This is a genomic window from Pseudomonas sp. AU11447 (assembly GCF_001672555.2).
Lineage (GTDB): Bacteria > Pseudomonadota > Gammaproteobacteria > Pseudomonadales > Pseudomonadaceae > Pseudomonas > Pseudomonas nitroreducens.
Genome location: NZ_LZDG02000073.1, coordinates 116,955 through 139,283, shown reverse-complemented (window position 1 = coordinate 139,283; position 22,329 = coordinate 116,955). Strand labels below are relative to the sequence as shown.

The 22,329-nt window shown below is 64.0% G+C and carries 15 protein-coding genes, 1 tRNA gene and 1 pseudogene; 12 read left to right on the top strand and 5 right to left on the bottom strand.

Annotation, left to right across the window (positions count from 1 at the left end; all coding sequences use genetic code 11):
- Positions 1-1,704 carry a type IV-A pilus assembly ATPase PilB gene (gene pilB, locus A6723_RS25715; protein ID WP_054910370.1) on the bottom strand — a complete coding sequence of 568 codons (1,704 nt, stop codon included), beginning with the start codon at positions 1,702-1,704 and terminating at the stop codon, positions 1-3.
- Positions 1,705-1,927: 223 nt separating this feature from the next.
- Here pilB and A6723_RS25710 point away from each other — a divergent pair, with 223 nt between their 5' ends.
- The 4 genes from A6723_RS25710 to A6723_RS25695 all read left to right on the top strand — a co-directional run bounded on the left by A6723_RS25710 (position 1,928) and on the right by A6723_RS25695 (position 6,138).
- Positions 1,928-2,368, top strand: a complete 441-nt coding sequence (locus A6723_RS25710) for a pilin (RefSeq protein ID WP_054910371.1) — start codon at positions 1,928-1,930, stop codon at positions 2,366-2,368.
- A 62-nt stretch (positions 2,369-2,430) separates the two neighbouring features.
- Positions 2,431-4,290 carry a hypothetical protein gene (locus A6723_RS25705; protein ID WP_054910372.1) on the top strand — a complete coding sequence of 620 codons (1,860 nt, stop codon included), beginning with the start codon at positions 2,431-2,433 and terminating at the stop codon, positions 4,288-4,290.
- Complete coding sequence (locus tag A6723_RS25700; protein ID WP_054910373.1) at positions 4,283-6,019, top strand: hypothetical protein; 1,737 nt, start codon at positions 4,283-4,285, stop codon at positions 6,017-6,019. The genes A6723_RS25705 and A6723_RS25700 overlap by 8 nt, the downstream gene beginning before the upstream one ends.
- A 43-nt stretch (positions 6,020-6,062) precedes the next feature.
- A tRNA-Thr gene (locus A6723_RS25695) sits at positions 6,063-6,138 on the top strand.
- Between the two features lie 58 nt (positions 6,139-6,196).
- On the opposite strand, the gene galE is transcribed toward A6723_RS25695, so the two are convergent.
- Complete coding sequence (gene galE / locus A6723_RS25690) at positions 6,197-7,213, bottom strand: UDP-glucose 4-epimerase GalE (RefSeq protein WP_054910374.1); 1,017 nt, start codon at positions 7,211-7,213, stop codon at positions 6,197-6,199.
- A gap of 103 nt (positions 7,214-7,316) precedes the next feature.
- On the bottom strand, positions 7,317-8,162 hold the full coding sequence (gene nadC / locus A6723_RS25685; protein ID WP_054910375.1) for a carboxylating nicotinate-nucleotide diphosphorylase: 846 nt from the start codon (positions 8,160-8,162) through the stop codon (positions 7,317-7,319).
- Between the two features lie 278 nt (positions 8,163-8,440).
- Between nadC and A6723_RS25680 the strand changes: the two genes are divergently transcribed.
- The 5 genes and pseudogenes from A6723_RS25680 (at position 8,441) to A6723_RS32725 (ending at position 14,482) form a co-directional block, all read left to right on the top strand.
- The gene (locus tag A6723_RS25680; RefSeq protein WP_054910376.1) at positions 8,441-10,738 is read left to right on the top strand and encodes a DUF1631 domain-containing protein; all 2,298 of its coding nucleotides are present in this window, start codon (positions 8,441-8,443) and stop codon (positions 10,736-10,738) included.
- Between the two features lie 75 nt (positions 10,739-10,813).
- Entirely contained in the window at positions 10,814-11,386 is a 573-nt protein-coding gene (ampD, locus tag A6723_RS25675; protein WP_054910377.1) for a 1,6-anhydro-N-acetylmuramyl-L-alanine amidase AmpD, read from the top strand.
- The gene (gene ampE / locus A6723_RS25670; RefSeq protein ID WP_054910378.1) at positions 11,383-12,225 is read left to right on the top strand and encodes a regulatory signaling modulator protein AmpE; all 843 of its coding nucleotides are present in this window, start codon (positions 11,383-11,385) and stop codon (positions 12,223-12,225) included. Before ampD ends, ampE begins: the two co-directional genes overlap by 4 nt.
- Positions 12,226-12,484: 259 nt before the next feature.
- Positions 12,485-13,624, top strand: a pseudogene (locus tag A6723_RS32730) (HAMP domain-containing protein); the annotation flags it as partial.
- Positions 13,625-13,768: 144 nt separating this feature from the next.
- Positions 13,769-14,482, top strand: coding sequence for a methyl-accepting chemotaxis protein (locus A6723_RS32725; RefSeq protein ID WP_371914077.1), 714 nt, complete (start codon positions 13,769-13,771; stop codon positions 14,480-14,482).
- 238 nt (positions 14,483-14,720) lie between these two features.
- Here the strand turns inward: A6723_RS32725 and A6723_RS25660 are convergent, their stop codons facing one another.
- Positions 14,721-15,500: a TatD family hydrolase gene (locus A6723_RS25660; protein ID WP_054906683.1), complete on the bottom strand. Its 780-nt coding sequence runs from the start codon at positions 15,498-15,500 to the stop codon at positions 14,721-14,723.
- Positions 15,501-15,504: 4 nt separating this feature from the next.
- Positions 15,505-16,497 carry a catabolite repressor/activator gene (gene cra, locus A6723_RS25655; protein ID WP_054906682.1) on the bottom strand — a complete coding sequence of 331 codons (993 nt, stop codon included), beginning with the start codon at positions 16,495-16,497 and terminating at the stop codon, positions 15,505-15,507.
- Between the two features lie 203 nt (positions 16,498-16,700).
- On the opposite strand from cra, the gene ptsP reads away from it, so the two are divergent.
- Genes ptsP through A6723_RS25640 form a run of 3 tightly spaced genes read left to right on the top strand, consistent with a single transcriptional unit; the run spans position 16,701 to position 22,323 of the window.
- Entirely contained in the window at positions 16,701-19,595 is a 2,895-nt protein-coding gene (gene ptsP, locus A6723_RS25650; RefSeq protein ID WP_054906681.1) for a phosphoenolpyruvate--protein phosphotransferase, read from the top strand.
- The gene (gene pfkB / locus A6723_RS25645) at positions 19,595-20,542 is read left to right on the top strand and encodes a 1-phosphofructokinase (protein ID WP_054906680.1); all 948 of its coding nucleotides are present in this window, start codon (positions 19,595-19,597) and stop codon (positions 20,540-20,542) included. Before ptsP ends, pfkB begins: the two co-directional genes overlap by 1 nt.
- A gap of 26 nt (positions 20,543-20,568) precedes the next feature.
- Entirely contained in the window at positions 20,569-22,323 is a 1,755-nt protein-coding gene (locus A6723_RS25640) for a PTS fructose-like transporter subunit IIB (protein ID WP_054906679.1), read from the top strand.
- Positions 22,324-22,329 lie beyond the last annotated feature (6 nt).

The following is a 22,329-nucleotide window of genomic DNA, read 5'->3' as shown; positions in this document are numbered from 1 at the left end:
TTAATCCTTGGTCACGCGGTTGACTTCCTCGAGACTGGTGACTCCCTGCATGGCTTTCAGCAGGCCCGAGGTGCGCAGATCGTGGAAGCCTTCTTTGCGGGCTTGATCCGCGATCTGAATGGAATTGCCTTCTTCCATGATAATGCGCTGCAGGGCTGGCGTGATTTTAACCACTTCATAAATACCCACACGTCCTTTGTAGCCGTTCTTGCAATTTTCACACCCCACAGGGGAATACAGCTTGAACGATCCGATCTTGTCTTCCGGAAAGCCTTCGTGCAGCTGGGCTTCGCGCGGAACGTCGTGTTCTTTCTTGCAGTGCGGGCAGAGCTTGCGAGCTAGGCGCTGGGCGATGATCAGGTTGGTGGAGGTGGCGAGGTTGAATGAGGCGACGCCCATGTTGAGCAGTCGGGTCAGCGTTTCTGCAGCACTGTTGGTATGCAGAGTGGACATTACCATGTGGCCGGTTTGTGCAGCCTTGATCGCAATCTCGGCGGTCTCCAGGTCACGAATCTCGCCGACCATGATGACGTCTGGGTCCTGGCGCAGGAAGGCCCGCAGTGCCTGGGCGAAGTCCATACCCTGACGTGGATTGACATTGACCTGGTTGATGCCCTCGAGGTTGATCTCCACCGGGTCTTCGGCGGTAGAAATATTGATGTCCGGGGTATTGAGGATATTCAGGCCCGTGTAAAGCGACACTGTCTTGCCGGAGCCTGTTGGGCCGGTGACCAGAATCATGCCTTGCGGCTGCTTTAGGGCGTCCAGATAGAGCTGCTTCTGTGCTTCCTCATATCCGAGTGCATCGATACCCATCTGCGCACTAGAGGAGTCGAGGATGCGCATAACGATCTTCTCGCCCCACAGCGTTGGCAGCGTGTTGACGCGGAAATCGATGGACTTGGTTTTGGATACCCGCATCTTTATGCGGCCGTCCTGTGGTTTGCGGCGTTCGGAAATATCCAGTCCCGCCATCACTTTCAGGCGGGCGGAGATGCGGCTGGCCAGTTGGATCGGTGGCTTGGCGGTTTCGTGCAACATTCCGTCAGTTCGAAAGCGCACGCGATAGATTTTCTCGTAGGGCTCGAAGTGTAGGTCGGACGAGCCACCCTTGATTGCGTCCAGCAGCATCTTGTTGACGAAGCGAACCACTGGAGCGTCGTCTGCATCGCCCCCGATGGCTTCCTCTTTCTGCTCGGCGCCACCATGCTCAATGTCTAAGCCGTCCAGATCGACGTCACCTAGATCGTCCAGCCCCCCCGTGGCGCTCTCGAAAAGTTTTTCGATGGCGTCACCCAGTTTGTCGTCCTCTACCAGAATTGCCTCGGTAGTCAGGCCCGTACTGAACTGAACGTCCGTGATCGCTTGGTGGTTGGTCGGGTCGGAGAGGCCTACAAAGAGCTTGTTACCCCGTCTCCACAGTGGAATCACCCTGTGTTGCCGAACCAGTTTCTCGCTGATGACTTCCTTGGGGATGCTCTCACGATCAATGCTGCTCAGGTCGCAGAACGCCACGCCGAATTGATCGGCTGCCAGCTCGGTCAGTGGTCGGCTTTTCACGAGCTTGTTTTGCACAAGATAGGTCACGAGCGATAGCTTGTTACGTTGCGCTTGCTGTTGAGCCTGTTGCGCACTTTTTTCATCGAGCAGCTCGGATTGCACCAGTTGACGGGCGAGTCCGGACAGTACGACTTGATCGTTCATGGGTAAATGCCAAGCGGTGGATTGCATGCCTTATAGCGCAGATGCCGCGAGGAGCCAAACTGACGGAAATTTGCTGCCGAAAATTGTCACTTCCTGCGTAAAATTTGCCCGATAGGTGGGCTTATTTCTTGCGAATGAGCTGGTTTTGGGTGTGGGAAAATTGGCACGGAAGCTGCTTTGCTCTCCCTAGGTCTTATGGCCTCGTCTAAACCTGGAGAGAACTATGAAAGCTCAAAAAGGCTTTACTCTGATCGAACTGATGATCGTGGTTGCGATCATCGGCATTCTGGCTGCTATCGCCATTCCGGCATATCAGGACTACACCGTACGTGCTCGCGTAACTGAAGGTCTGTCGCTGGCTTCTGCCGCCAAGACCACCGTAGCTGAGAACGCCGCCGCTGGTTCCTCCCCACTGAGTCTGGGTTGGTCCGCACCGACCACCACTGCCAACGTGAGCGCAGTCGATGTGGATGCCACTACCGGCGCAATCACCATTACCTACACTAGCGCTGCTGGCAACGGCAAGATTGTCCTGAAGCCGACCGCGGCCGGTACTGCTCTGAACGCAGGCACCGTTCCGACTACTTCGATCAACTGGGGCTGCAAATCCGCTGATGGTTCCACCCTGGATGACAAGTATCGTCCGGCCAACTGCCGCGGCTGATAATTGTTCCAGAAAGGCCCTCTATATGAGGGCCTTTTTTCTTTGTGTGTCGGGGGAAGCGTTTGAAGCGGATATTGCCTGTCATTCTGGTGCTGATCGCTGTCATTGCGATCTATTCCCAAGTCGCTCATTTCGAATACGCATGGGATGACTTGGCGCTGTTCATCGATAGCCCCGCGCTCAGAGGTGGGGCTGATACCATCGCGGCCATTACACGGCCGATTCTTCCTGGCACATCCTACTTCCGGCCCGCGGTTCTCCTCAGCTTCCTGCTGGAATTCAAATATTGGGGCATGAGCGCGACGTTCTCGCACCTTGTTAATCTGGCGTTGTTCCTGGCGAACATTGCCATGGTAGGGCTGCTTGCCTGGCGACTGTTTCCTGAGCGGCGTCATCTTCCCGCGCTGACCATGCTGCTGTACGGCATTCATCCAGCCATGATCGAGTCGGTTAGTTGGGTGGCCGGTCGTTTCGATCTCATGGTCACCTTTTTCGTGCTGTTCGGTCTGCTCTGCTATGTCGGAACCGAGCGAGCCATTCTCCGAGTCCTGGGTTGTAGCCTGGCGTTCTTCTGCGCGGCGGCTTCCAAGGAAATGGCAGTTGTCTATCCGCCCTTGCTGGGTGTTATTGCCGTGCTGGCACTGCGTGAGCGATCTCTAGCTTCCATTGTTGCGCGCCTTTCGCGCCGGCGCGACATCTGGGTGGCCGTCAGCGTATTTCTGGCCGGTCTGGTGTACCTGTGGCTACGTCACCATTTCCTGACGAGCATGGCCAATACCGATCCGCGAATGATCGCGCTCTCCATTACTGAGCGGGCAGCATTTGTCGGCCAGACCATCCTGTTCTACCTGCGGGTCTGCTTCCTGCCCTTCATGGATCTTGGGACCATGCATCCCTTCGATCCGGTTGGAATGACTCTGCCGCGAAAGCTTGTCGGCTTGATCGCTCTGCTGGCTTTCTGTGGGTTCTGCGCTTGGGCATTGTGGAGGCGCAGCGTCCTGGCGCTCCTGGCGTTGGCCTGGTGCGTTGCGATACTGCCTGTCACCAATATCCTGCCGCTGACGGTGGGAGGCAATATTGGTCACGAGCGCTTTATGGCTCTTCCGCTGGTCTTCCTCAGTCTGTGGGCCGGCTATGCACTGCTGGGCCTGCTGGATCGTGGACGCATAACTGTCTATTTCGGTGCGTTGGCGGTTGTTTGGTCGGTGGTCTCCATTTTCAACCTGCTGGTGACCGTTCCTCTTTGGCGCGATGATGTTGCGCTCTGGACTTGGGCCTATAACGCTCACCCGGAAATGGGTATCACCCAGTTCAGTGTAGTGTCGTCGATGTTGCGGACGGGCAATCTCGAAGACGCCGGCAAGTACCTTAAGGAAATCGAAGCATTCTATGGCGGAGAGTTGCCTCCACGGCTGTTGGCGATCAAGGGGCAATGGTTGCAGCGGAGTGGGCGGTACGAGGAGTCCATTGCAGCACTGAAAAAGGCATTGGAGGGTGGGGAAATGCTGCCGCATGAGATGCTCATGCAGCAGGGCATCGATTACAGACATTCACAGGTCGATCTTGGCAGTTTTAACGAGTCCTGGTACCTGCGTTTTGTATACGGCGCTATGGCCGAGAGCTATATCGGGGAGCGCAAGTTCGACGAGGCGATCGAGGCGGTGGACGTTCAGAACTTCTATCAACCTGATTACGCACCCGCACAATTGCTCAAAGCCTTGGCTTACTACGGAAAGGATGATGTGGCAGGCGGGGATGTCAACTACGAAAAGGCGAAGAGTTATTACACGCCGGAGCAATGGCCGCACGCGGACTCCATCAAGAAAAACTTCCTGACCAAACTCTGTTCTGAAGACAAGAAGCCAATGGCGGTCTGTGCTCGCTGGAGCTCGGAACAGAAATTGAACCTCGTACATGAATAAGTTCGCTCGTGCGATCACGATTGGCTTGTTGCTGGGTCTGTTCAGCGTTGCTTTCTTGCGAACGGCTTGGGTCACTGAAGACGCTTACATTACCTTTCGCGTGCTGGATAACCTGTTGTCGGGCAGAGGGCTTGTGTGGAATCCCGGGGAGCGGGTGCAGGTGTTCACGCATCCACTCTGGCTCTTCCTCCTGACGCCAATGACTTTGGCTGTTCAAGACCCGTTCTGGGCTAGTCTCTGGCTCTCCTATCCGCTGTTGCTGTTCGTGGTCATTCTGCTCTTCATGGCCGGGCAGCGCCGTCCGATGGCCACTTTGGCAGTGCTCTTGGTATTGCTGGGGTCGAGAGCTTTCATCGACTACTCCAGCTCTGGATTGGAAAACCCACTGGTGCATGCGCTCTTGGCCGGTTTCCTCTGGGTCTACTGGCGTTGGGAGGGGCGCTCTGAGCGGTTGCTCGTTCTCGGCGTACTCTTCTCCACGCTGTACCTGGCGCGTCCGGATGCCATAGTCATAGTGCTTCCGGCGATGCTCGCAGCAGCCATCATTCATCTCCGCCAGTTACGTCGCTTGCCGTGGTCACTGGCAGCAGGAGCCTTTCTTCTGCTAGCTTGGTCAGGCTTTGCTCTCTTTTACTTTGGTTCCGTCGTGCCCAACACTGCGCTCGCGAAACTGGGAACCGGTCTGACATTCCACCAGGCTGCTGCCCAGGCTATGGGAGGGATTCGCTGGCTGCTGGAGATGGACACCTTGACTCTTGTGCTGATTGCTACGGGAGCAGTGTGGGCACTCTGCACTCGGGAGCTGGCGGCACGAGTCTTCGGTCTGGGGATGTTGCTCTGGTTCGTCTATTACCTGGGCGCTGGCGGCGACTACATGGGGGGGCGTTTCTTCAGTCCGGTCGTTCTGGTGGCCTGCTGGTTGCTGATCGATCGTCTGCAAGCATGTGCGCTCGCAGACAGCCAGTTATGGTGCGCCGTACTGGCGGTGATGCTGGTGGTGAGCTTGCGGCCATATCACGGCTTTGCGCCGGTACTGACTGAGGATGATGTCGTTTCCGAACAGGTGCCCGGTGGACTGGCTGCCACCTTGCTGTCACCAAGTGATTTTCATGATTTTCGCATTGCCAGCGATGGAATGGCCGACGAACGAGGCTTTTACTACCGTTATCTAGGGATGTTGCCAAACCTGTTCGAGAAGGGGGTCCGCGAGAAAAATCTGGCTGCGCAGATGGGGATGCAGGCTCGAAATGCTTCGCCCGTTTTCCTGGCATGCAATATCGGCATGTTTGGTTACTACGCCCGGCATAGTATTGAAATCATAGACCCTTTAGCACTGGCTGATCCGATGCTATCTCGTTTGCCTGCTCGTGAGGGCGCGCGGGTGGGGCACTACGAGCGAGCGCTGCCTAAGGGCTACGTAGAAACGCTCGTGGCCGGAAGTAACCGTATTGAAGATCCGTCGCTGGCGAGATTGTGGAGTCTGGTGGAAAAAGTTACCCGCGGCGAGTTGTTCTCCATCGATAGATTGAGTGCAATCTATGAACTGAACGTTCATGGGCGACAACTGGTGAGGTCGGCTCACTATGATCGCAATGATCTGCACCTGCCCGGTGATGCAAGCGGCTCGCGCGCGATGTTTTCCTGTCTGGGGCAAGAGCGTGGCCCGTTCATCTGGCCTTTGCAGCAAGGTGAAACTGGCATCTCGGTGGCGCATTTTGCGGCGCCTTAGTTGCCTTGTCATTTTTCCTGGCGAGTGTTAATTTCGCGCCGCCGCCGGTGTAGCTCAGTCGGTAGAGCAGCTCATTCGTAATGAGAAGGTCGGGGGTTCGATTCCTCTTACCGGCACCATCTTCAGCAAAAAGCCCCGCTTTCGAGCGGGGCTTTTTGTTTTCCGGCAGATGGGAGGTCAGGCGTAGCCGTTAGGGTTCTGGCTTTGCCAGTTCCAGGCATCGCGGCACATGTCCTCGATGTCTCGCTGGGCAATCCAGCGCAACTCTTCGCCGGCCAATGCCGGGTCAGCGTGGTAGCTGGCGATGTCGCCGTCGCGGCGGGGGAAGAACTGGAAGGGCAGTTCGCGGCCGCAGGCTTTTTCATAGGCGCGGATGATTTCCAGCACGCTGTAGCCGCGGCCGGTGCCGATGTTGAAGGTCTTTGCGCCGCTGGCGCCGTCCAGCCAGCGCAGGGCGCTGAGGTGGGCGTTGGCCAGGTCGACGACGTGCAGGTAGTCGCGCACGCCGGTGCCGTCCGGGGTGGGGTAGTCGTTGCCGAAGACGCGGATGAACGGCTGCTTGCCGGTGGCGACCTGGGAGACGTAGGGCATCAGGTTGTTGGGGATGCCGTTGGGATCTTCGCCGATGCGGCCGCTGGCGTGGGCACCCACCGGATTGAAGTAGCGCAGGATGGCCATGGTCCACTGCGGATCGGCATGGGCGATGTCGCGCAGGGCGATTTCTGCCATCAGCTTGGATTGGCCGTAGGGGCTGGCGGGGCCAGTGGGTGCGTCTTCGCGGATCGGGCTCTCGGCCGCCAGGCCGTACACCGTGGCCGAAGAGCTATAGATGAAGCGCTTCACGCCGTGGCGTTGCATGACCTGGCACAGGGTGACGGTGCCCGTGAAGTTGATCTGGTAGTAAGCGATAGGGTCGGCCACCGATTCGGCGACGGATTTGACGCCGGCGAGGTGGATGGCCGCGTCGATGGCGTATTCGTTGAACAGCCGGTCGAGAGTGGCCTCGTCGCGGACGTCTCCCCTGACGAAGGGAATGCTTTGTCCGGTGAGCTGCTCGATGCGCTGTAGCGGGATGGGCGAGCTGTTGCTCAGGTTGTCGAGCACAACGGGCCGATAACCCTGTTCGATCAGTTCCAGACAGATATGGGAGCCGATATAGCCGCAGCCCCCGGTCAGCAGAATCTTGCCCGCCATTGCGCCAGTGCCTCCTTTCGCCAGCTGTAGGAAAGCGCCTAGGTAAATTCAGGCGCTTGGCTGGAAGCGTAGGCGAGGGCAGGCGCGCCTGCCGGGGCGATTACTAGCTCAGGCGCATCGACAGGTCCAGGGCCTTGACGTCCTTGGTCAGGGTACCGATGGAGATGTAGTCCACGCCGGTCTCGGCGATGGTGCGCAGGGTGCTCTCGGTGATGCCGCCGGAGGCTTCCAGCTTGGCGCGGCCGGCGGTGAGGGCGACGGCGGTACGCATGTCGTCCAGGCTCAGCTCGTCGAGCATGACGATGTCGGCGCCGGCGTCCAGGGCCTGGCGCAGCTCGTCCAGGTCTTCCACTTCGATTTCCACCGGCTTGCCCGGGGCGATCCGCTGGGCGGCGGCGATGGCCTGGGCGATACCGCCACAGGCGGCAATGTGGTTTTCCTTGATCAGGAAGGCGTCGTACAGGCCGATACGATGGTTATGGCAACCGCCGCAGGTGATCGCGTACTTCTGCGCCAGGCGCAGGCCGGGCAGGGTCTTGCGGGTATCGAGCAGCTTCACGCCGGTGCCGTCCACCAGGTTGGCGTAGTGGTGAGCGCGGGTTGCGGTGCCGGAGAGCAGCTGGAGGAAGTTCAGGGCGCTGCGCTCGCCGGTGAGCAGGGCGCGGGCGGGGCCTTCCAGGGTGAACAGGGTCTGGTCGGCACTGACCTGCTCGCCATCGCTGACCTGCCATTTCACCTGCACGCGCGGATCGACCTGGCGGAATACCTCGTCGACCCAGGCGGTGCCGGCGAGGGTGGCGTTCTCGCGGGTGATGATGCGGGCGCTGGCGGCGCGCTCGGCGGGAATCAGTTGGGCGGTGATGTCGCCGCTACCGACGTCTTCGGCCAGGGCGGCACGGACGTTGGCCTGGATTTCCCCGGAAAGCTCGGCGAGGGTGAGGTTCGGCATGCAAGGCTCCTGTTCGCAGTGTCGCGATTATACGGGCGGCGGCGCGTGACGTGCAGGGAGTGCCATTTTTTGTCTTATCGCGTGATCTGTCGGACGGACGGTGCCTACTGCTCTGTGAATTTCTTCAAGAATGCGTGAAATGTCTCTTGGTTGTGTAAGAAGCTTCCCTATAATGACGTTGAACCTTTCCGCTTTTTGACGCCACTAAATTGACGTTATGGATGACGCTTCGATGACTGTTGGTGCCGCCAGCCAGGTCTGACGGCAGGAGACTTGCGATGCAGAACGACGCGAACGTAGTGCCGCTGAACAAGCCGGCCACGGAATCCTCGCAGACTTCGTTCGCTGGACGCGTTCCGGCGGGGCTCGTCGCTGTCCGCGACAAGGTCGCCGTCCAGTTGCGTCATGCCATGCAGGCTCTGTTCGACAACGCCGACGATACCCTGTTCGAGATGGCCGATCGCGCCGCCAACAACGCCGAACAGAGCGCCTACTTCGAAGCCATGCGTGACCTGCGCCTGAAGCGCAAGGGTATCGAGCGTGGCTTCCTGCAGAAGGTCTTCGAAAGCTTTGCCAACCTGAACCAGTATGAAATCGGCCGCGCGCCGGTGCTGGATACGGTTTCCTACGAGAATCTCACCCTGGTGCAGAACGACGAGCTGGAAGAGTCCGTCGCCCTGGATGCCATGGTCGCCAAGGTGATGAGCCGCGACGGCGTCGCCCTCACTCACCTCACCACCCGATTCAATACCTTGGTCAGCAAGAAGGTCGAGGACAAGAGCAACCCGCTCGGCCCGCGCCAGCTCTGCGAGGCCTTCCTAGAGGCCTGTCGCGGCCTGGGTGTGGAGATCAAGGTCAAGCTGATCATCCTCAAGCTCTTCGAGAAGTACGTGCTGGCCGATGCCGAGCACCTGTACGCGGAAGCCAACCAGACGCTGATCGCCCTGAACGTGCTGCCGGAGCTCAAGTCCGTTCCGCTGCGTCGTCCGCCGCAACGTACGGTACCCAGCAGCCAGGGCGCCGCTCCGGCCGCCGCTGGTGCCGCCGAGGCGGGCGAGCAAGCAGGCGCTGGCCAGTACATGGACGCCGACAGCCAAGCGGCCTTCGCGGCCCTGCGCGACCTGCTCTCGCAGGTGCGCGGCAGCGCAGCCCCGGCGCGCCCGATGCCTGCCGATGCGGTACCGATTTCCAGCAACGACCTGATGCGCCTGCTGTCCCACCTGCAGTCGCACCTGCCGGCGCAGAGCATCGATGAGATCGATGTGCGCCAGCACCTAGACCACCTGCTGACCCGCGTCAGCAGCAAGAGCGGCCGTTCCCGTGTGGTCGGCCAGGTGGACGAGGACGTCATCAACCTCGTCTCCATGCTCTTCGAATTCATCCTCGACGACCGCACCCTGCCGGATTCGCTCAAGGCCCTGATCGGCCGCATGCAGATCCCGATGCTCAAGGTCGCGGTGCTCGACAAGACCTTCTTCAACCGCGGCAGCCACCCGGCGCGCCGCCTGCTCAACGAGATCGCCTCCGCCGCCCTGGGCTGGGCCGAGCACTCCGACGGCCAGCGCGACCACCTGTACCAGAAGATCGAGCAGGTGGTGATGCGTCTGCTGAACGATTTCGTCGACGACCCGGCGATCTTCTCCGAGCTGCTCGACGAGTTCATCGCCTTCACCGGCGACGAGCGCCGTCGCAGCGACCTGCTGGAGCAGCGCACCCGCGATGCCGAGGAAGGCCGCGCCCGCGCCGATCTGGCCCGCCAGGACGTGGAAGGCGTACTCAATGAGCGCCTGCTTGGCCGCACCCTGCCCGAAGTGGTGGTGCGCCTGTTGCAGGAGGCCTGGAGCCAGGTCCTGCTGCTCACCTGCCTGAAGCACGGCACCCATTCCTCCGAGTGGGAAGGTGCGCTGGCGACCATGGACGACCTGATCTGGAGCGTGGAGCCCCACGAAGACCCGGATTCCCGTCTGCGCCTGCTGGAGATGGTGCCGCAGTTGCTCAAGTCGCTGCGTGAAGGGCTGGCTTCGGCTGCCTTCGATCCGTTCTCCACGGGCGAATTCTTCAGCCGCCTGGAAGGGCTGCACGTGCAGGCCTTCCAGCGCTACAAACAGGTCGAGGAAGCTCCGCTGCTTGACCTGGAAGACGACCTGCCGCTGCTGGACGATCCGCTGGATGCTCCGGCAGCCGCCGCTCCCGCTGTTGCGCAGCCGGCCATGGTCGCGGTGGTCGAGGAAATCGTCCTCGCTTCGCCGGAACCTGCCCGCGTGGTGGAGCCCGAAGAGGCCTTCGCTGATGACGACGAGTCGCTGCGCAAGGTCGACGACCTGCGTGTCGGTAGCTGGGTGGAAATCCAGGAAGACGAAGAGCACAAGCTGCGCTGCAAGCTGGCAGCGGTGATCCGCCCGAGCGGTCGCTACATCTTCGTCAACCGCACCGGCATGAAGGTGCTGGAAAAGACCCGCATGAGCCTGGCGGTCGAGTTCCGTCGCAACGCCGTGCGCCTGCTCGACGATGCACTGCTGTTCGACCGCGCCCTGGAATCGGTGATCGGCAACCTGCGCCGCCTGAAGAACGCCTGAGCCCGCTGGCTGCGCGCCAGCGGGTGCATTTCCCCCGTCGCCTGCTTTAGAGTGGGGCTCTGCCAAGGAGTCTCCATGCAGATCGACCCCGAATCCGGCTGGTGCCTAGACGCCCAGCGCTGCCCTTCGCCGAACTTCAATGCCCGCCCCGATGGCGAGGAAGTCTCGCTGCTGGTCATCCACAACATCAGCCTGCCGCCCGGCCAGTTCGGTACCTGCAAGGTGCAGGAGTTCTTCCAGAACCGCCTCGCTGCCGACGAGCATCCGTACTTCGCCAGCATCTGCAGCCTGACGGTGTCCGCCCACTTCCTCATCGAGCGCGACGGCTCGCTGTTCCAGTTCGTTTCCTGCAACTCGCGCGCCTGGCATGCCGGCGTGTCCAGGTTCGATGGGCGGGAGAACTGCAACGATTTCTCCATCGGCATCGAGCTGGAAGGCACCGACATCGAGCCCTACAGCGACCGTCAGTACGAAGTGCTCGCCGAGCTGACGCGGCAGCTGCGCAAGGTTTATCCCGCGATCACGGCGGAGCGCATCCAGGGGCATTGCGACATCGCGCCGGAGCGCAAGACCGACCCCGGCGAGGCATTCGACTGGACGCGCTATCTCACCGATATCGGCGCGGCTGTGAAGAAGGAGTCGACATGAGTTTCCTGGTGCTGTTGCTGGTCCTGTTGGTCGAGAAATTTTCCAGCTGGCGTGCGCGGGTACAGCGTGATGGCTGGTGGCTCGGCTGGCTGGATACCGTGGGTGGCGTGAAGTCGCTGGTGGCGCAGCCCTGGCTCGGCCTGCTGGTGGCCATCCTGCCGCCGCTGCTGTTGCTGGCGCTGCTGCTGACCATTCTGGAGCCGGTGGCCTACGGCCTGCTGGCGCTTCCGGTACAACTGCTGGTGGTGGTCTGGAGCCTGGGGCGCGGCGATGTGCTGCGTGCCATCGGGCCGTTCCGCGATGCCTGGCGCCGTGAAGATGCCCAGGCCGCCTACCACGTCGCCGAGCGTGACCTGGGCGTGCAGGTCCAGGCCGATGGTGACGACGATCTGTTCGCCGTGGTGCAGGGCACATTGGTCTGGGAGGCCTACCAGGCCTTCTTTGCGGTGATCTTCTGGTACGCGCTGCTCGGCCCGGTGGCCGCGCTGGCCTACCGGCTGCTCGCCATTGCCGCCGAGCAGGGGCGCCAGCCGGTGCTGCGCGAGCGCGCCGCACAGTTGCGCCATGCCTTCGACTGGCTGCCGGCGCGGGCACTCGTGCTGAGTTTCGCGCTGGTCGGCAACTTCGTCGCGGTGACCCGTACGCTGTTGCATGACCTGCTGGCCTGGGATGTACCCGCCGCTCGTCTGCTGGCGCGCGCCGGGTACGTGGCCGAAGACTTCAACGAGGGCGGCCTGGGCGCCAAGGGCGTTGCCAGCCTGGATGCGCTATGGCAGCTGCTGGTGCGCTCCGCCGTGCTCTGGTACGCGGTCTTCGCCATCTGGGCATTGCTGCTCTGAGCTCGCGAATCGGGCCGGTTGCCGCCGGTCCGATGATGGCATTTTAACCTTAAGTTACAGAACTCCCCGCCGATATCAGGTACACATCGATTCCAAAGCGCGAGATGACGGTCGCTGTACGACAGCGGCCGCGCCGATGAGCGCACGTGGCGACAACCCGTCCAGGGGCGCGCCGCACCATCCCCGACAAGCAACATAACAATAACGGGAACAGGAGACGTCTTTCGTGAGGACCGTGCTCTATCCGGCCATCGCGCTGATGAACCGTCTGAGCTTCGGCATGAAGTTCAGCCTGATCAGTGTGCTGTTTTTCCTGCCGATGCTGATTACCAACTTCTACCTGGTGCGCGACTCCTACCGGCAGTTCGTCAGTACCCGTGCCGAACTGGAAAGCCTCCAGTTGATCGGCAACGGGCTGCAGGTGCGCCGCCACCTCGAGTCCTACAACGACCTGTTGCAGATCAATGGTGTGCTCGGCCAGTCGAACAAATCCTCCGGCATCGACTCGCGCATCAGCCAGTTGCACAAGGACCTGCAGGCGCAGATCCAAGCGCTGCAACCGGTCACCCAGGACGCCGAGCAGATCACCGAGTTCAACACCAAGCGCGATGAGTTGCTTGCCAGCCTGAAGGGCGTTGACGCCGAGGGCTCGCTGCAGAGCAAGTCGGCCATGGCGGCGCGCCTGCTCAGCGAAGTGCAGGTCTTCAACAAACTGCTGGTGTCCCAGGCTGGCCTGAGCCAGGACGACGCCCGCGACCTGCGCCAGTTGGCCGAACTGATCACCTCCGGCACTCCGCAGGTGACCGAGACCCTCAGCCAGGGCCGCACCATGGGGGCCAGCGCGCTGGGCCAGGGCTTCCTGAATTCCTCCACCAGCAGCAAGCTCGATGACCTGCTGCAGGAGCTGGAGAAGCTCCACGCCGAATACGGGCTCAAGCTGCAGGAAGCGCTGGGCGCCAGCGCTGCAGCGCAGAGCACGCTGGCCGCCGATGCCCAGGCCAGCCGCGAAACGATCAAGGCCATGGGTAAGCTGTTCGAGGACAAGGTGGTGATGGCCGACACCCTCGACACGCCCTGGCTCGATTTCTACGAACAGGTCAGCAAGGCGATCGAGCAGACCTATCGCCTGGACGACCATGTCCTGCAGTTCTTCGACGGCCAGTTGCAGGCCCGCCTGGCCAGCAAGCAGCGGCAGATGGTGCTGCTGGTGGTGGCGCTGCTGGTGGTGTTCGTTTCCATCGTCTACCTCTACGGCGGCTTCTACGTCTCCACCCGCACCACCCTCAAGAGCCTGGGCAAAATGATGGAGCGCGTCGCCGCCGGCGACATGACCGTCAACTTCCAGGCCCAGAGTCGCGACGAGCTGGGCGAGCTGGGCGATGCCTTCAACCAGACCGTGTCGAAGATCCACGACCTGATCGAGCAGGTCGGCCGCACGGTCAGCGAAGTGGAGCGGCAGACCGTGCGCGTGGAGTCGGTTTCCGCCGAGAGCAACCAGGCGGTAGCCGGCCAGCGCAACCAGATCGAGCAGGTCGCCACGGCCATGAACCAGATGGCCGCAACCGCCCAGGAGGTCGCGCGCAGCGCCGCCGTGGCGGTGGGCAGCGCCCACAACGTGAACCAGGAAACCACCAGCGGCCGCGCCCTGGTGGCATCCCAGGTGGGCAGCATCCAGCGCCTGGCTGGCGAGATCGACGAGTCGGTGGCGGTGATCAACCAGCTGGCCGCCGACAGCGCTTCGATCAGCCGTGTGCTGGACGTGATCAAGGGCATTGCCGAGCAGACCAACCTGCTGGCGCTCAACGCAGCCATCGAGGCGGCGCGTGCTGGTGAGCAGGGCCGGGGCTTCGCCGTGGTCGCCGATGAGGTGCGTACCCTGGCCAAGCGCACCCAGCAGTCCACCGAAGAGATCGAGCAGATGATCGCCCGCCTGCAGAACGGCGTGGGCGCCGCCGTGAAGGCCATGGGCAGCAGCCACCAGACCGCCGATGGCACTGTCAGCCAGTCGGCCCAGGTGCAGCAGGCGCTGGAGAATATCCTCAGCGCGGTCGGCGCCATCGTCGACCAGAACCAGCAGATCGCCGCCGCGGCCGAGCAGCAGACCGCCGTGGCCCACGACATCGACCAGAACATCGTCGAGATCAACCAGGCCGGCGAGCGCACCTCCGAAGGTGCCAGCGAGACCGAGCGCGCCAGCCGCGAACTGGCCGGGCAGGTGGTGGAGCTCAAGCGGCTGATCGGCGCGTTCCGCGTCTGATCCCGGGTTGTGCGAGGCAGGCGCAGCGGTCCGTCTCGCTAAAGGGTTTTCGCCAGCAGACCGATGTCCGTGGGTCGCACGGATGCACCCCATCTCACGGGCATCGGTTTGTCGGTGAATTCGCTATTGGCCTGTAGGAGCGAGCTTGCTCGCGAACAGATTCGGCAGGTCACTCCATCGTCGTGCGGTTCGCGAGCAAGAACTGGGCGTCCCCCTCGCTCCTACGAAGAGCAACCGCTCAACTCCAGCCGAACAACTCCATCGCATTGCGCGTGCTGGCGCTGGCCAGTTCTTCCGGGCTGATGCCCTTCAACTCTGCCAGCGCCACGCAGATATCCGGCAGATGTTCCGGGCTGTTGCGTACGCCGGGATACATCGACGGCGCCATGTCCGGCGAGTCGGTCTCCAGCACGATGGACTCCAGCGGTATCTCCGGCACCACCTTGCGCAGGCGGTTGGCCTGCGGCCAGGTCGGCGCGCCGCCCAGGCCCAGGCGGAAGCCCAGCTTGAGGTATTCGCGGGCTTCCTCGCGGCTGCCGGCGAAGGCGTGGACGATGCCCTGGCGCCCGGGCTTGTAACGCTTGAGCGTGGCGATCATCGCCGCATGGGCGCGGCGCACGTGCAGCAGCACCGGCAGCTCGAAGTCGATGGCAATGCGCAACTGCTCCTCGAAGATGGCCTGCTGGCCCTCGCGGTCGAGGTCTTCCAGGTAATAGTCCAGGCCGATCTCGCCCACCGCGCAGAGCTTCGGGTGGCCGGCCAGACGCTGCAGCCACTCGCGCAGCGCAGCAAGGTGTTCCGGCTTGTGCCGCGCCAGATAGATCGGGTGCAGGCCCAGGGCGGCGTAGAGGTCTGGCTCGCTGTCCACCAGCGCCCAGACGTCCTCCCAGTTCTCGCGGAACACCCCCAGCAGCACCTGCCGTTCCACGCCCAGCTCGCGGCTGCGTTGCAGCACGGCGGCGCGGTCCTGCTCGAAGTCCGGGCAGTCGAGGTGGTTGTGGGTGTCGATCAGGCGCATCGGCTCACTCCGTGCGCAGCTTGAGGTTGCGCGGGATCGGGTGCACGCCGGGCGTGTAGCTGTTCTGTTCGATGGCGGCCAGCGCCAGGTCCAGCGCGCGCTCGGCGATCAGCGCGTGCTGCTGGGAAATCGCGTTGACCTTCAGCGGAACGAAGTCCAGCAACTGGGTATCGCCGAAGGTGGCAATGCGCAGGTTCGCCGGCCAGCCGCTGGGCAGCGCCTGGAGCACGTCGAACACGCCTTCGAGCAGCACGTAGGAGGTGGTGATCAGCGCGTCGGGCAACTGCCCCTGGCCGGCCAGCAGCTCCTCCATCAGACGCCGGCCACACGGACGGCTGAAGGTCTCGCCGTGCTCGACCAGCACCTGGCCCTGGTAATCGCGCAGAGCGCTGCGGAAGCCGGCGGCGCGTTCCTGGGAAATGATCAGCTCCGGCCGCGCGCCAAGCAGGGCGATACTGCGGGGCGCGGGCCTCAGCAGGCTGGCGGTGAGGCGGTGGCTGGCGTCGCGGTCGTCGCTGACCACCGAGCAGAAGCGCTGCGGGTCGAGTTGGCGATCCACCGCGATGATCGGTACGCCGTCAGCCTGCAGGCGGGCGTGGCTTTCGTCGCCGACGGGCAGGCAACTGGCGACGATCAGTGCGTCGCAGCGGCGTGCGCGGAACAGGTTGAGCACCTGGCGCTCGGTGTCCGGTTCGTCGTCGGAACAGGCGATCAGCAGCTGGTAGCCGCGCGCTCGCGCGCCTTGCTCGAGCAATTTGGCGAGCTTGGCGTAGCTGGGGTTCTCCAGGTCCGGCAGGACAAAGCCCAGGGTGCGGGTCTGCCCGCGCCGCAGGCTGGCCGCCTGCTGGTCCGGGTGGTAGCCGTGCTCCTCGATCACCGCGCGCACGCGCTCCACCGTGGCGGCGCTGATGCGGCGCTGGACGGCCTTGCCATTGATCACGTAGCTGGCGGTGGTGACCGAAACACCGGCCAGGCGGGCGATATCACTGAGTTTCAACGCGGGATGCTGCCGACAATTGGGGGCTTCAAGGATCACGCATTATCGAGTAACGTGCCAGTCTCAATAGGTGAAACGATTCAGCATTGCGCGCGCAGTATTGCCTGAACCCTGTTCCTGCCCCGCAGCCTCTAAGCTGATCACCGTACAAGCGGATAACCGCCCCAGCGCCGGCACGCGCGAACGCCGGTGAGGAGAACGCGATGCTCGAATTCAACGCGCAGCAGGTCCGCATGGGCCAGCGCGCTGCCGACAAGCAGGCCGCCCTGGCCATGCTCGGCTCTGCCCTCGAAGACGATGGCCTGGTTGCCGAAGGCTACCTGGCGGGTCTTCAGGCCCGTGAAGCGCAAGGCTCCACCTATCTCGGGCAGGGTATCGCCATTCCCCACGGCACGCCGGAAACGCGTCACCTGGTGCAGCGCACCGGCGTGCGCCTGATGCACTTCCCCGAGGGGGTCGCCTGGGGCGACGGGCAGACCGTGCACCTGGCCATCGCCATTGCGGCCAAGTCCGATGAGCACCTGCGCCTGCTGCAACTGCTTACCCGTGCGCTGGGCGATGGTGAAGTAGGCCCGGCCTTGCGTGCAGCGGAAAAACCCGAGGACCTGCTGCAGCTGCTGCAACGTGGCGCGCCTCAGCCGTTGCTGTTCGACGAGCATCTGGTAGGGCTTGGCGTCGCTGCCGAAGACTTCGACGAACTGGCGCTGGTCGGTGCGCGGCGTTTGAAGAAGGCCGGCTGCGTGGTTCCCGGCTTCGCTGCCGCGCTGCATGACCAGGAGGCCCTGCCGTTGGGCGCGGGGCTCTGGTGGCAGGACAGCGAGCAATGCGTCACTCGTCCGGGCCTCGTCTTCGTTACCCCCGCGCGCGAGCTGAGCCACGCCGGCCAGCCGGTGCGTGGCCTGTTCTGCCTGGCTCGCCAGGACGACGCGCACGGGGCGGTGTTCGCGCGCCTGTGCGACCTGCTGGTGGATGGCCGTGCCGGCGAGCTGGCCAGCGCCACCTCCGTACGTGCGGTGCTGGAAGCCCTGGGCGGTGAACTGCCGGTGGATTGGCCGAGCATCCGGGTGCCGCTGGCCAACCCGCATGGCCTGCACGCGCGCCCGGCGCAGGTGCTGATGCTGCTGGCGCGGGACTACAGCGGCGAAATTCGCGTGCGCATCGCCGAGGGCGACAGCGCCCCGGTTTCCATCCGCAGCCTGAGTAAACTGCTCACCCTTGGCGCGCGGCGTGGGCAGGTGCTGGAGTTCTTCGCCGAGCCGGAAATCGCCGAGGCCGCACTGGCTGCCGTTCGCGCGGCCGTGGAGCAGGGCCTGGGCGAGGAAGTCGAGCCGCTGCCGGAAACCTTCGAGTTGATCGTCGACAGCGTGCAACAGGACGAGCAGGAATTGCAGGCCGTGCGGGCTCCCGAAGCGGGCGCGCAGTTGCAGGCCATTGCCGCATCGCCGGGCATTGCCCACGGCCCTGCGTACGTGCAGGTCGCTCGTGCCTTCGAGTTCGCCGTGCGCGGCGAGTCGGCGGACGTCGAGCGCCAGCGCCTCGATGAGGCGCGTATGGCCATCAGCGGGGAAATCGGAGCGCTGGTGGGGCGCAGCCAGGTCAAGGAAATTCGCGACATCTTCGTCACTCACCAGGCACTGCTGGACGACCCCGAGTTGCTCGACGAGGTGCAGGCGCGCCTGGCCGAAGGCGCCAGCGCCGAAGCGGCCTGGAGCCAGGTGATCGAACGGGTGGCCGGCGAGCAGGAGGCCCTGCGCGACGCGCTGCTGGCTGAGCGCGCGGCGGACCTGCGCGACGTTGGCCGGCGCGTGCTGGCGCGCCTGTGTGGCGTCGAGAGTGCGCTGGAGCCGAGCGAGCCCTACATCCTGGTGATGGACGAAGTCGGCCCCTCGGACGTGGCGCGGCTCGATCCGGAACGCGTGGCGGGTATCGTCACGGCGCGCGGTGGCGCCACTTCGCACAGCGCGATCATCGCCCGTGCGCTCGGCATTCCCGCGCTGGTGGGCGCCGGGGAAAGCGTGCTGGCGCTGGAGTCCGGCACGGCGTTGCTGCTGGATGGCGAGAAAGGCCAGATGACGGTCGCCCCCGATGTGCAAGCGTTGCACGCCGCCGAAACCCAGCGCGACCTGCGCCAGCGTCGCGCCACGCAGGCCGAGGCGCGCCGTCATGAGCCGGCGGTGACTCGCGATGGCCATGCCGTGGAAGTCTGCGCCAACCTTGGCGACACCGCCGGCGCGGCGAAAGCCGTGGAGCTGGGCGCGGAGGGCGTGGGTCTGCTGCGTACCGAGTTCGTCTTCATGGACAACCCCCAGGCGCCCGACCAGGCAACCCAGGAGATCGAATACCGCCGTGTGCTCGATGCCCTCGAAGGCCGCCCGCTGGTGGCGCGTACCCTCGATGTGGGCGGTGACAAGCCGCTGCCGTATTGGCCGATCCCCGAGGAAACCAACCCCTACCTGGGCATTCGTGGCGTGCGCCTGACGTTGCAACGCCCACAGATTTTCCGCACCCAGCTGCGAGCGTTGCTCTGTGCCGCCGCTGGCCGCCCGCTGCGCATCATGTTCCCCATGGTCGGGCAGGTGGAGGAGTGGCGGCAGGCCCGCGACCTCACCCTCGAACTCTGCGCGGAGCTGGGCGGCGAGCACGATCTGCAACTCGGCATCATGGTCGAGGTGCCGTCCGCCGCGCTGCTGGCACCGGTGCTGGCGCGCGAGGTGGACTTCTTCAGCGTCGGCACCAACGACCTGACCCAGTACGCCCTGGCCATCGACCGTGGCCATCCGAGTCTGTCCGCGCAAGCTGACGGCCTGCACCCGGCCGTGCTGCAACTGATCGACATGACCGTGCGCGCCGCCCATGCCCACGGCAAGTGGGTGGGCGTGTGCGGCGAGCTGGCCGCCGACCCGCTGGCGGTGCCCTTGCTTGTCGGGCTGGGAGTGGACGAACTGAGCGTTTCGGCGCGCAGCATCCCGCTGGTCAAGGCGCGGGTGCGCGAGCTGGACCTGCCGACATCCCGCGAGCTGGCTCGCGCGGCATTGGCCCTGTGCTCGGCAGCGGACGTGCGCCAGAGCGTCGCCCTGGCACTGCCGGAGGTGCACTGATGGCCCGTATTCTCACGCTGACCCTGAACCCCGCGCTGGACCTCACCGTGCGCCTGCCGACGCTTGCGCCCGGCGAGGTGAACCGCAGTGAGTCGGCACTCAGCCAGGCCGCCGGCAAGGGTCTCAACGTTGCCCAGGTGCTGGCCGACCTGGGGCATTCGCTGACCGTTGCCGGTTTCCTCGGTGCGGACAATGCGTTGCCCTTCGAGGCGTTGTTCCGTCGCCGTGGTTTCGTCGATGCCTTTGTCCGCGTGCCGGGTGAAACGCGGCGGAATATCAAGATCGCCGAAGGCACCGGGCGGATCACCGACATCAACGGTCCGGGCCCGGAAGTCAGTAGCGCCCAGCAGGATGCGCTGCTCGACCGCCTCGACCTGATCGCTGCCGATTTCGACATTGCCGTGGTCGCCGGCAGCCTGCCGCGCGGCATCGATCCGCAGTGGTTGCGCGAGCTGTTGCTGCGGCTGCAGGGCCATGGCCTGAAAGTCGCCTTCGATTGCAGCGGTGCCGCGCTGCGCACCGGGGTGGACGCCGCTCCCTGGCTGATCAAACCCAACGACCAGGAGCTCGGCGATGCATGCGGAAAACCTGCTGGCAGCGCTGAGGAGTTGGGCGCGCAGGTCGAATCATTGCGCGCGCGCGGTATCGAGCAGGTGGTGCTTTCCCAGGGCGCCGAGGGCGTGCGCTGGTTCGGTCCGCAGGGTGTCTGGCAAGCGGTGCCGCCCAGGGTGGAAGTCGCCAGCACGGTGGGCGCAGGCGATTCCCTGCTGGCCGGCATGGTCCATGGCTTGCTCGCCGGTTGGCCGCCCGAACGTGTGCTGCGCCAGGCCACGGCGGTGGCGGCACTGGCGGTCACCCAGATCCAGTTCGGCATCGGCGACGCGCAGCGGCTCAAGCGCATCGAGGACGCGGTGCAGGTTCAGGCGTTGGCCCCGTGCCAGCCCTGAGCGATAGAACAACAAGAGGTATGACGATGAACCTTGCCCTGATCACGGCCTGCCCCAACGGCCAGATTTCCAGCGTGCTCAGCGCCCGCCTGCTGCGGGCGGCGGCCGAGCGCCTGGGCTGGTCGGTGTGTGTCGAACAACGCGACCCGCAGCATCCGGAACGCCAGTTGAGCGAAGGACAGATTGCCGCGGCCGACTGGGTGCTGGTGGTCAGCGCGCAGCCGCTGGACCTCTCGCGCTTCGCCGGCAAACGCCTGGTGCAGGCGCGCCCGGCCGAGGCGTTGGCCGACCCGGCCGGTTTCCTTCAGCGCGCGGCGGCGGAAGCACCCGTCTGGCAGCCGGGCGAGGCCTCGCCAGTGCCTGCCGAAACGGAACGCGTGGCGAAGGTCGTCGCGGTGACTGCCTGCCCGACTGGCGTGGCGCACACCTTCATGGCCGCCGAGGCGCTGCAGCAGGCGGCACAGCAGATGGGCGTCGAGCTGCGGGTGGAAACCCAGGGCTCGGTGGGCGCACGCAATCCGCTGAGCGCGGAAGAAATCGCTGCTGCTGACGTGGTCCTGCTGGCGGCGGATATCGAGGTCAATCCCGAGCGTTTTGCCGGCAAGCGCATCTTCCGTTGCGGCACGGGTGTGGCGTTGAAGCAGCCCCAGGCGACCATCGAGCGCGCGCTGCAGGAGGCGACGACGGAGTCCGCCGCGTCTGCCGGCAACAGTGCGGCGCCGGCGAAGAACGAAGCGCGCGGCGTCTACAAGCACTTGCTCACCGGCGTGTCCTTCATGCTGCCGATGGTGGTGGCGGGCGGGCTGCTGATCGCCTTGTCCTTCGTCTTCGGTATCGAGGCGTTCAAGCAACAAGGCACCCTGGCGGCGGCGCTGATGCAGATCGGCGGCGACGCGGCGTTCAAGCTGATGGTGCCGATGCTCGCCGGCTACATCGCCTGGTCCATCGCCGATCGCCCCGGGCTGGCGCCGGGGATGATCGGCGGGCTGTTGGCGAGCACGCTGGGGGCAGGCTTCCTTGGCGGCATTGTCGCCGGCTTGCTCGCCGGCTACTCGGCGCGCGCGATTGCCCAGTGGGTTCCGCTACCGGCCAGTGTCGCGGCGCTCAAGCCGATCCTGATCATCCCGCTGCTGGCCAGCCTGTTCACCGGGCTGGTGATGATCTATGTGGTGGGTTCGCCAGTGGCGGCGATGATGAGCGCGCTGACCGATTTCCTCGCCGGCATGGGTACCACCAACGCCATCCTGCTCGGGCTATTGCTGGGCGGGATGATGTGCGTGGACCTGGGCGGGCCGATCAACAAGGCCGCGTACGCCTTCTCGGTCGGCCTGCTCGCCTCGCAGAGCTATGCGCCGATGGCGGCGGTGATGGCCGGTGGCATGGTCCCGCCGATCGGCATGGGCATCGCCACGCTGCTGGCGCGGCGCAAGTTTGCCCAGAGCGAGCGCGAGGCCGGCAAGGCCGCGCTGGTGCTGGGGCTGTGCTTCATCTCCGAGGGCGCGATTCCCTTCGCGGCCAAGGACCCGCTGCGGGTGATCCCGGCAAGTATCGCCGGAGGTGCGCTGACCGGCGCGCTGTCGATGCTGTTCGGCTGCAAGCTGCTGGCGCCCCATGGCGGGCTGTTCGTGCTGCTGATCCCCAACGCGATGAACCACGCGCTGCTTTACCTGCTGGCGATTGCCATCGGCAGCGTGGTGACCGGGGTGCTCTATGCGCTGCTCAAGCGCAGTGAGGCTGCGCCGATGATGGTGATGGGCGAGCAGGCGCCGGGGCGGGGTTGAGCATCC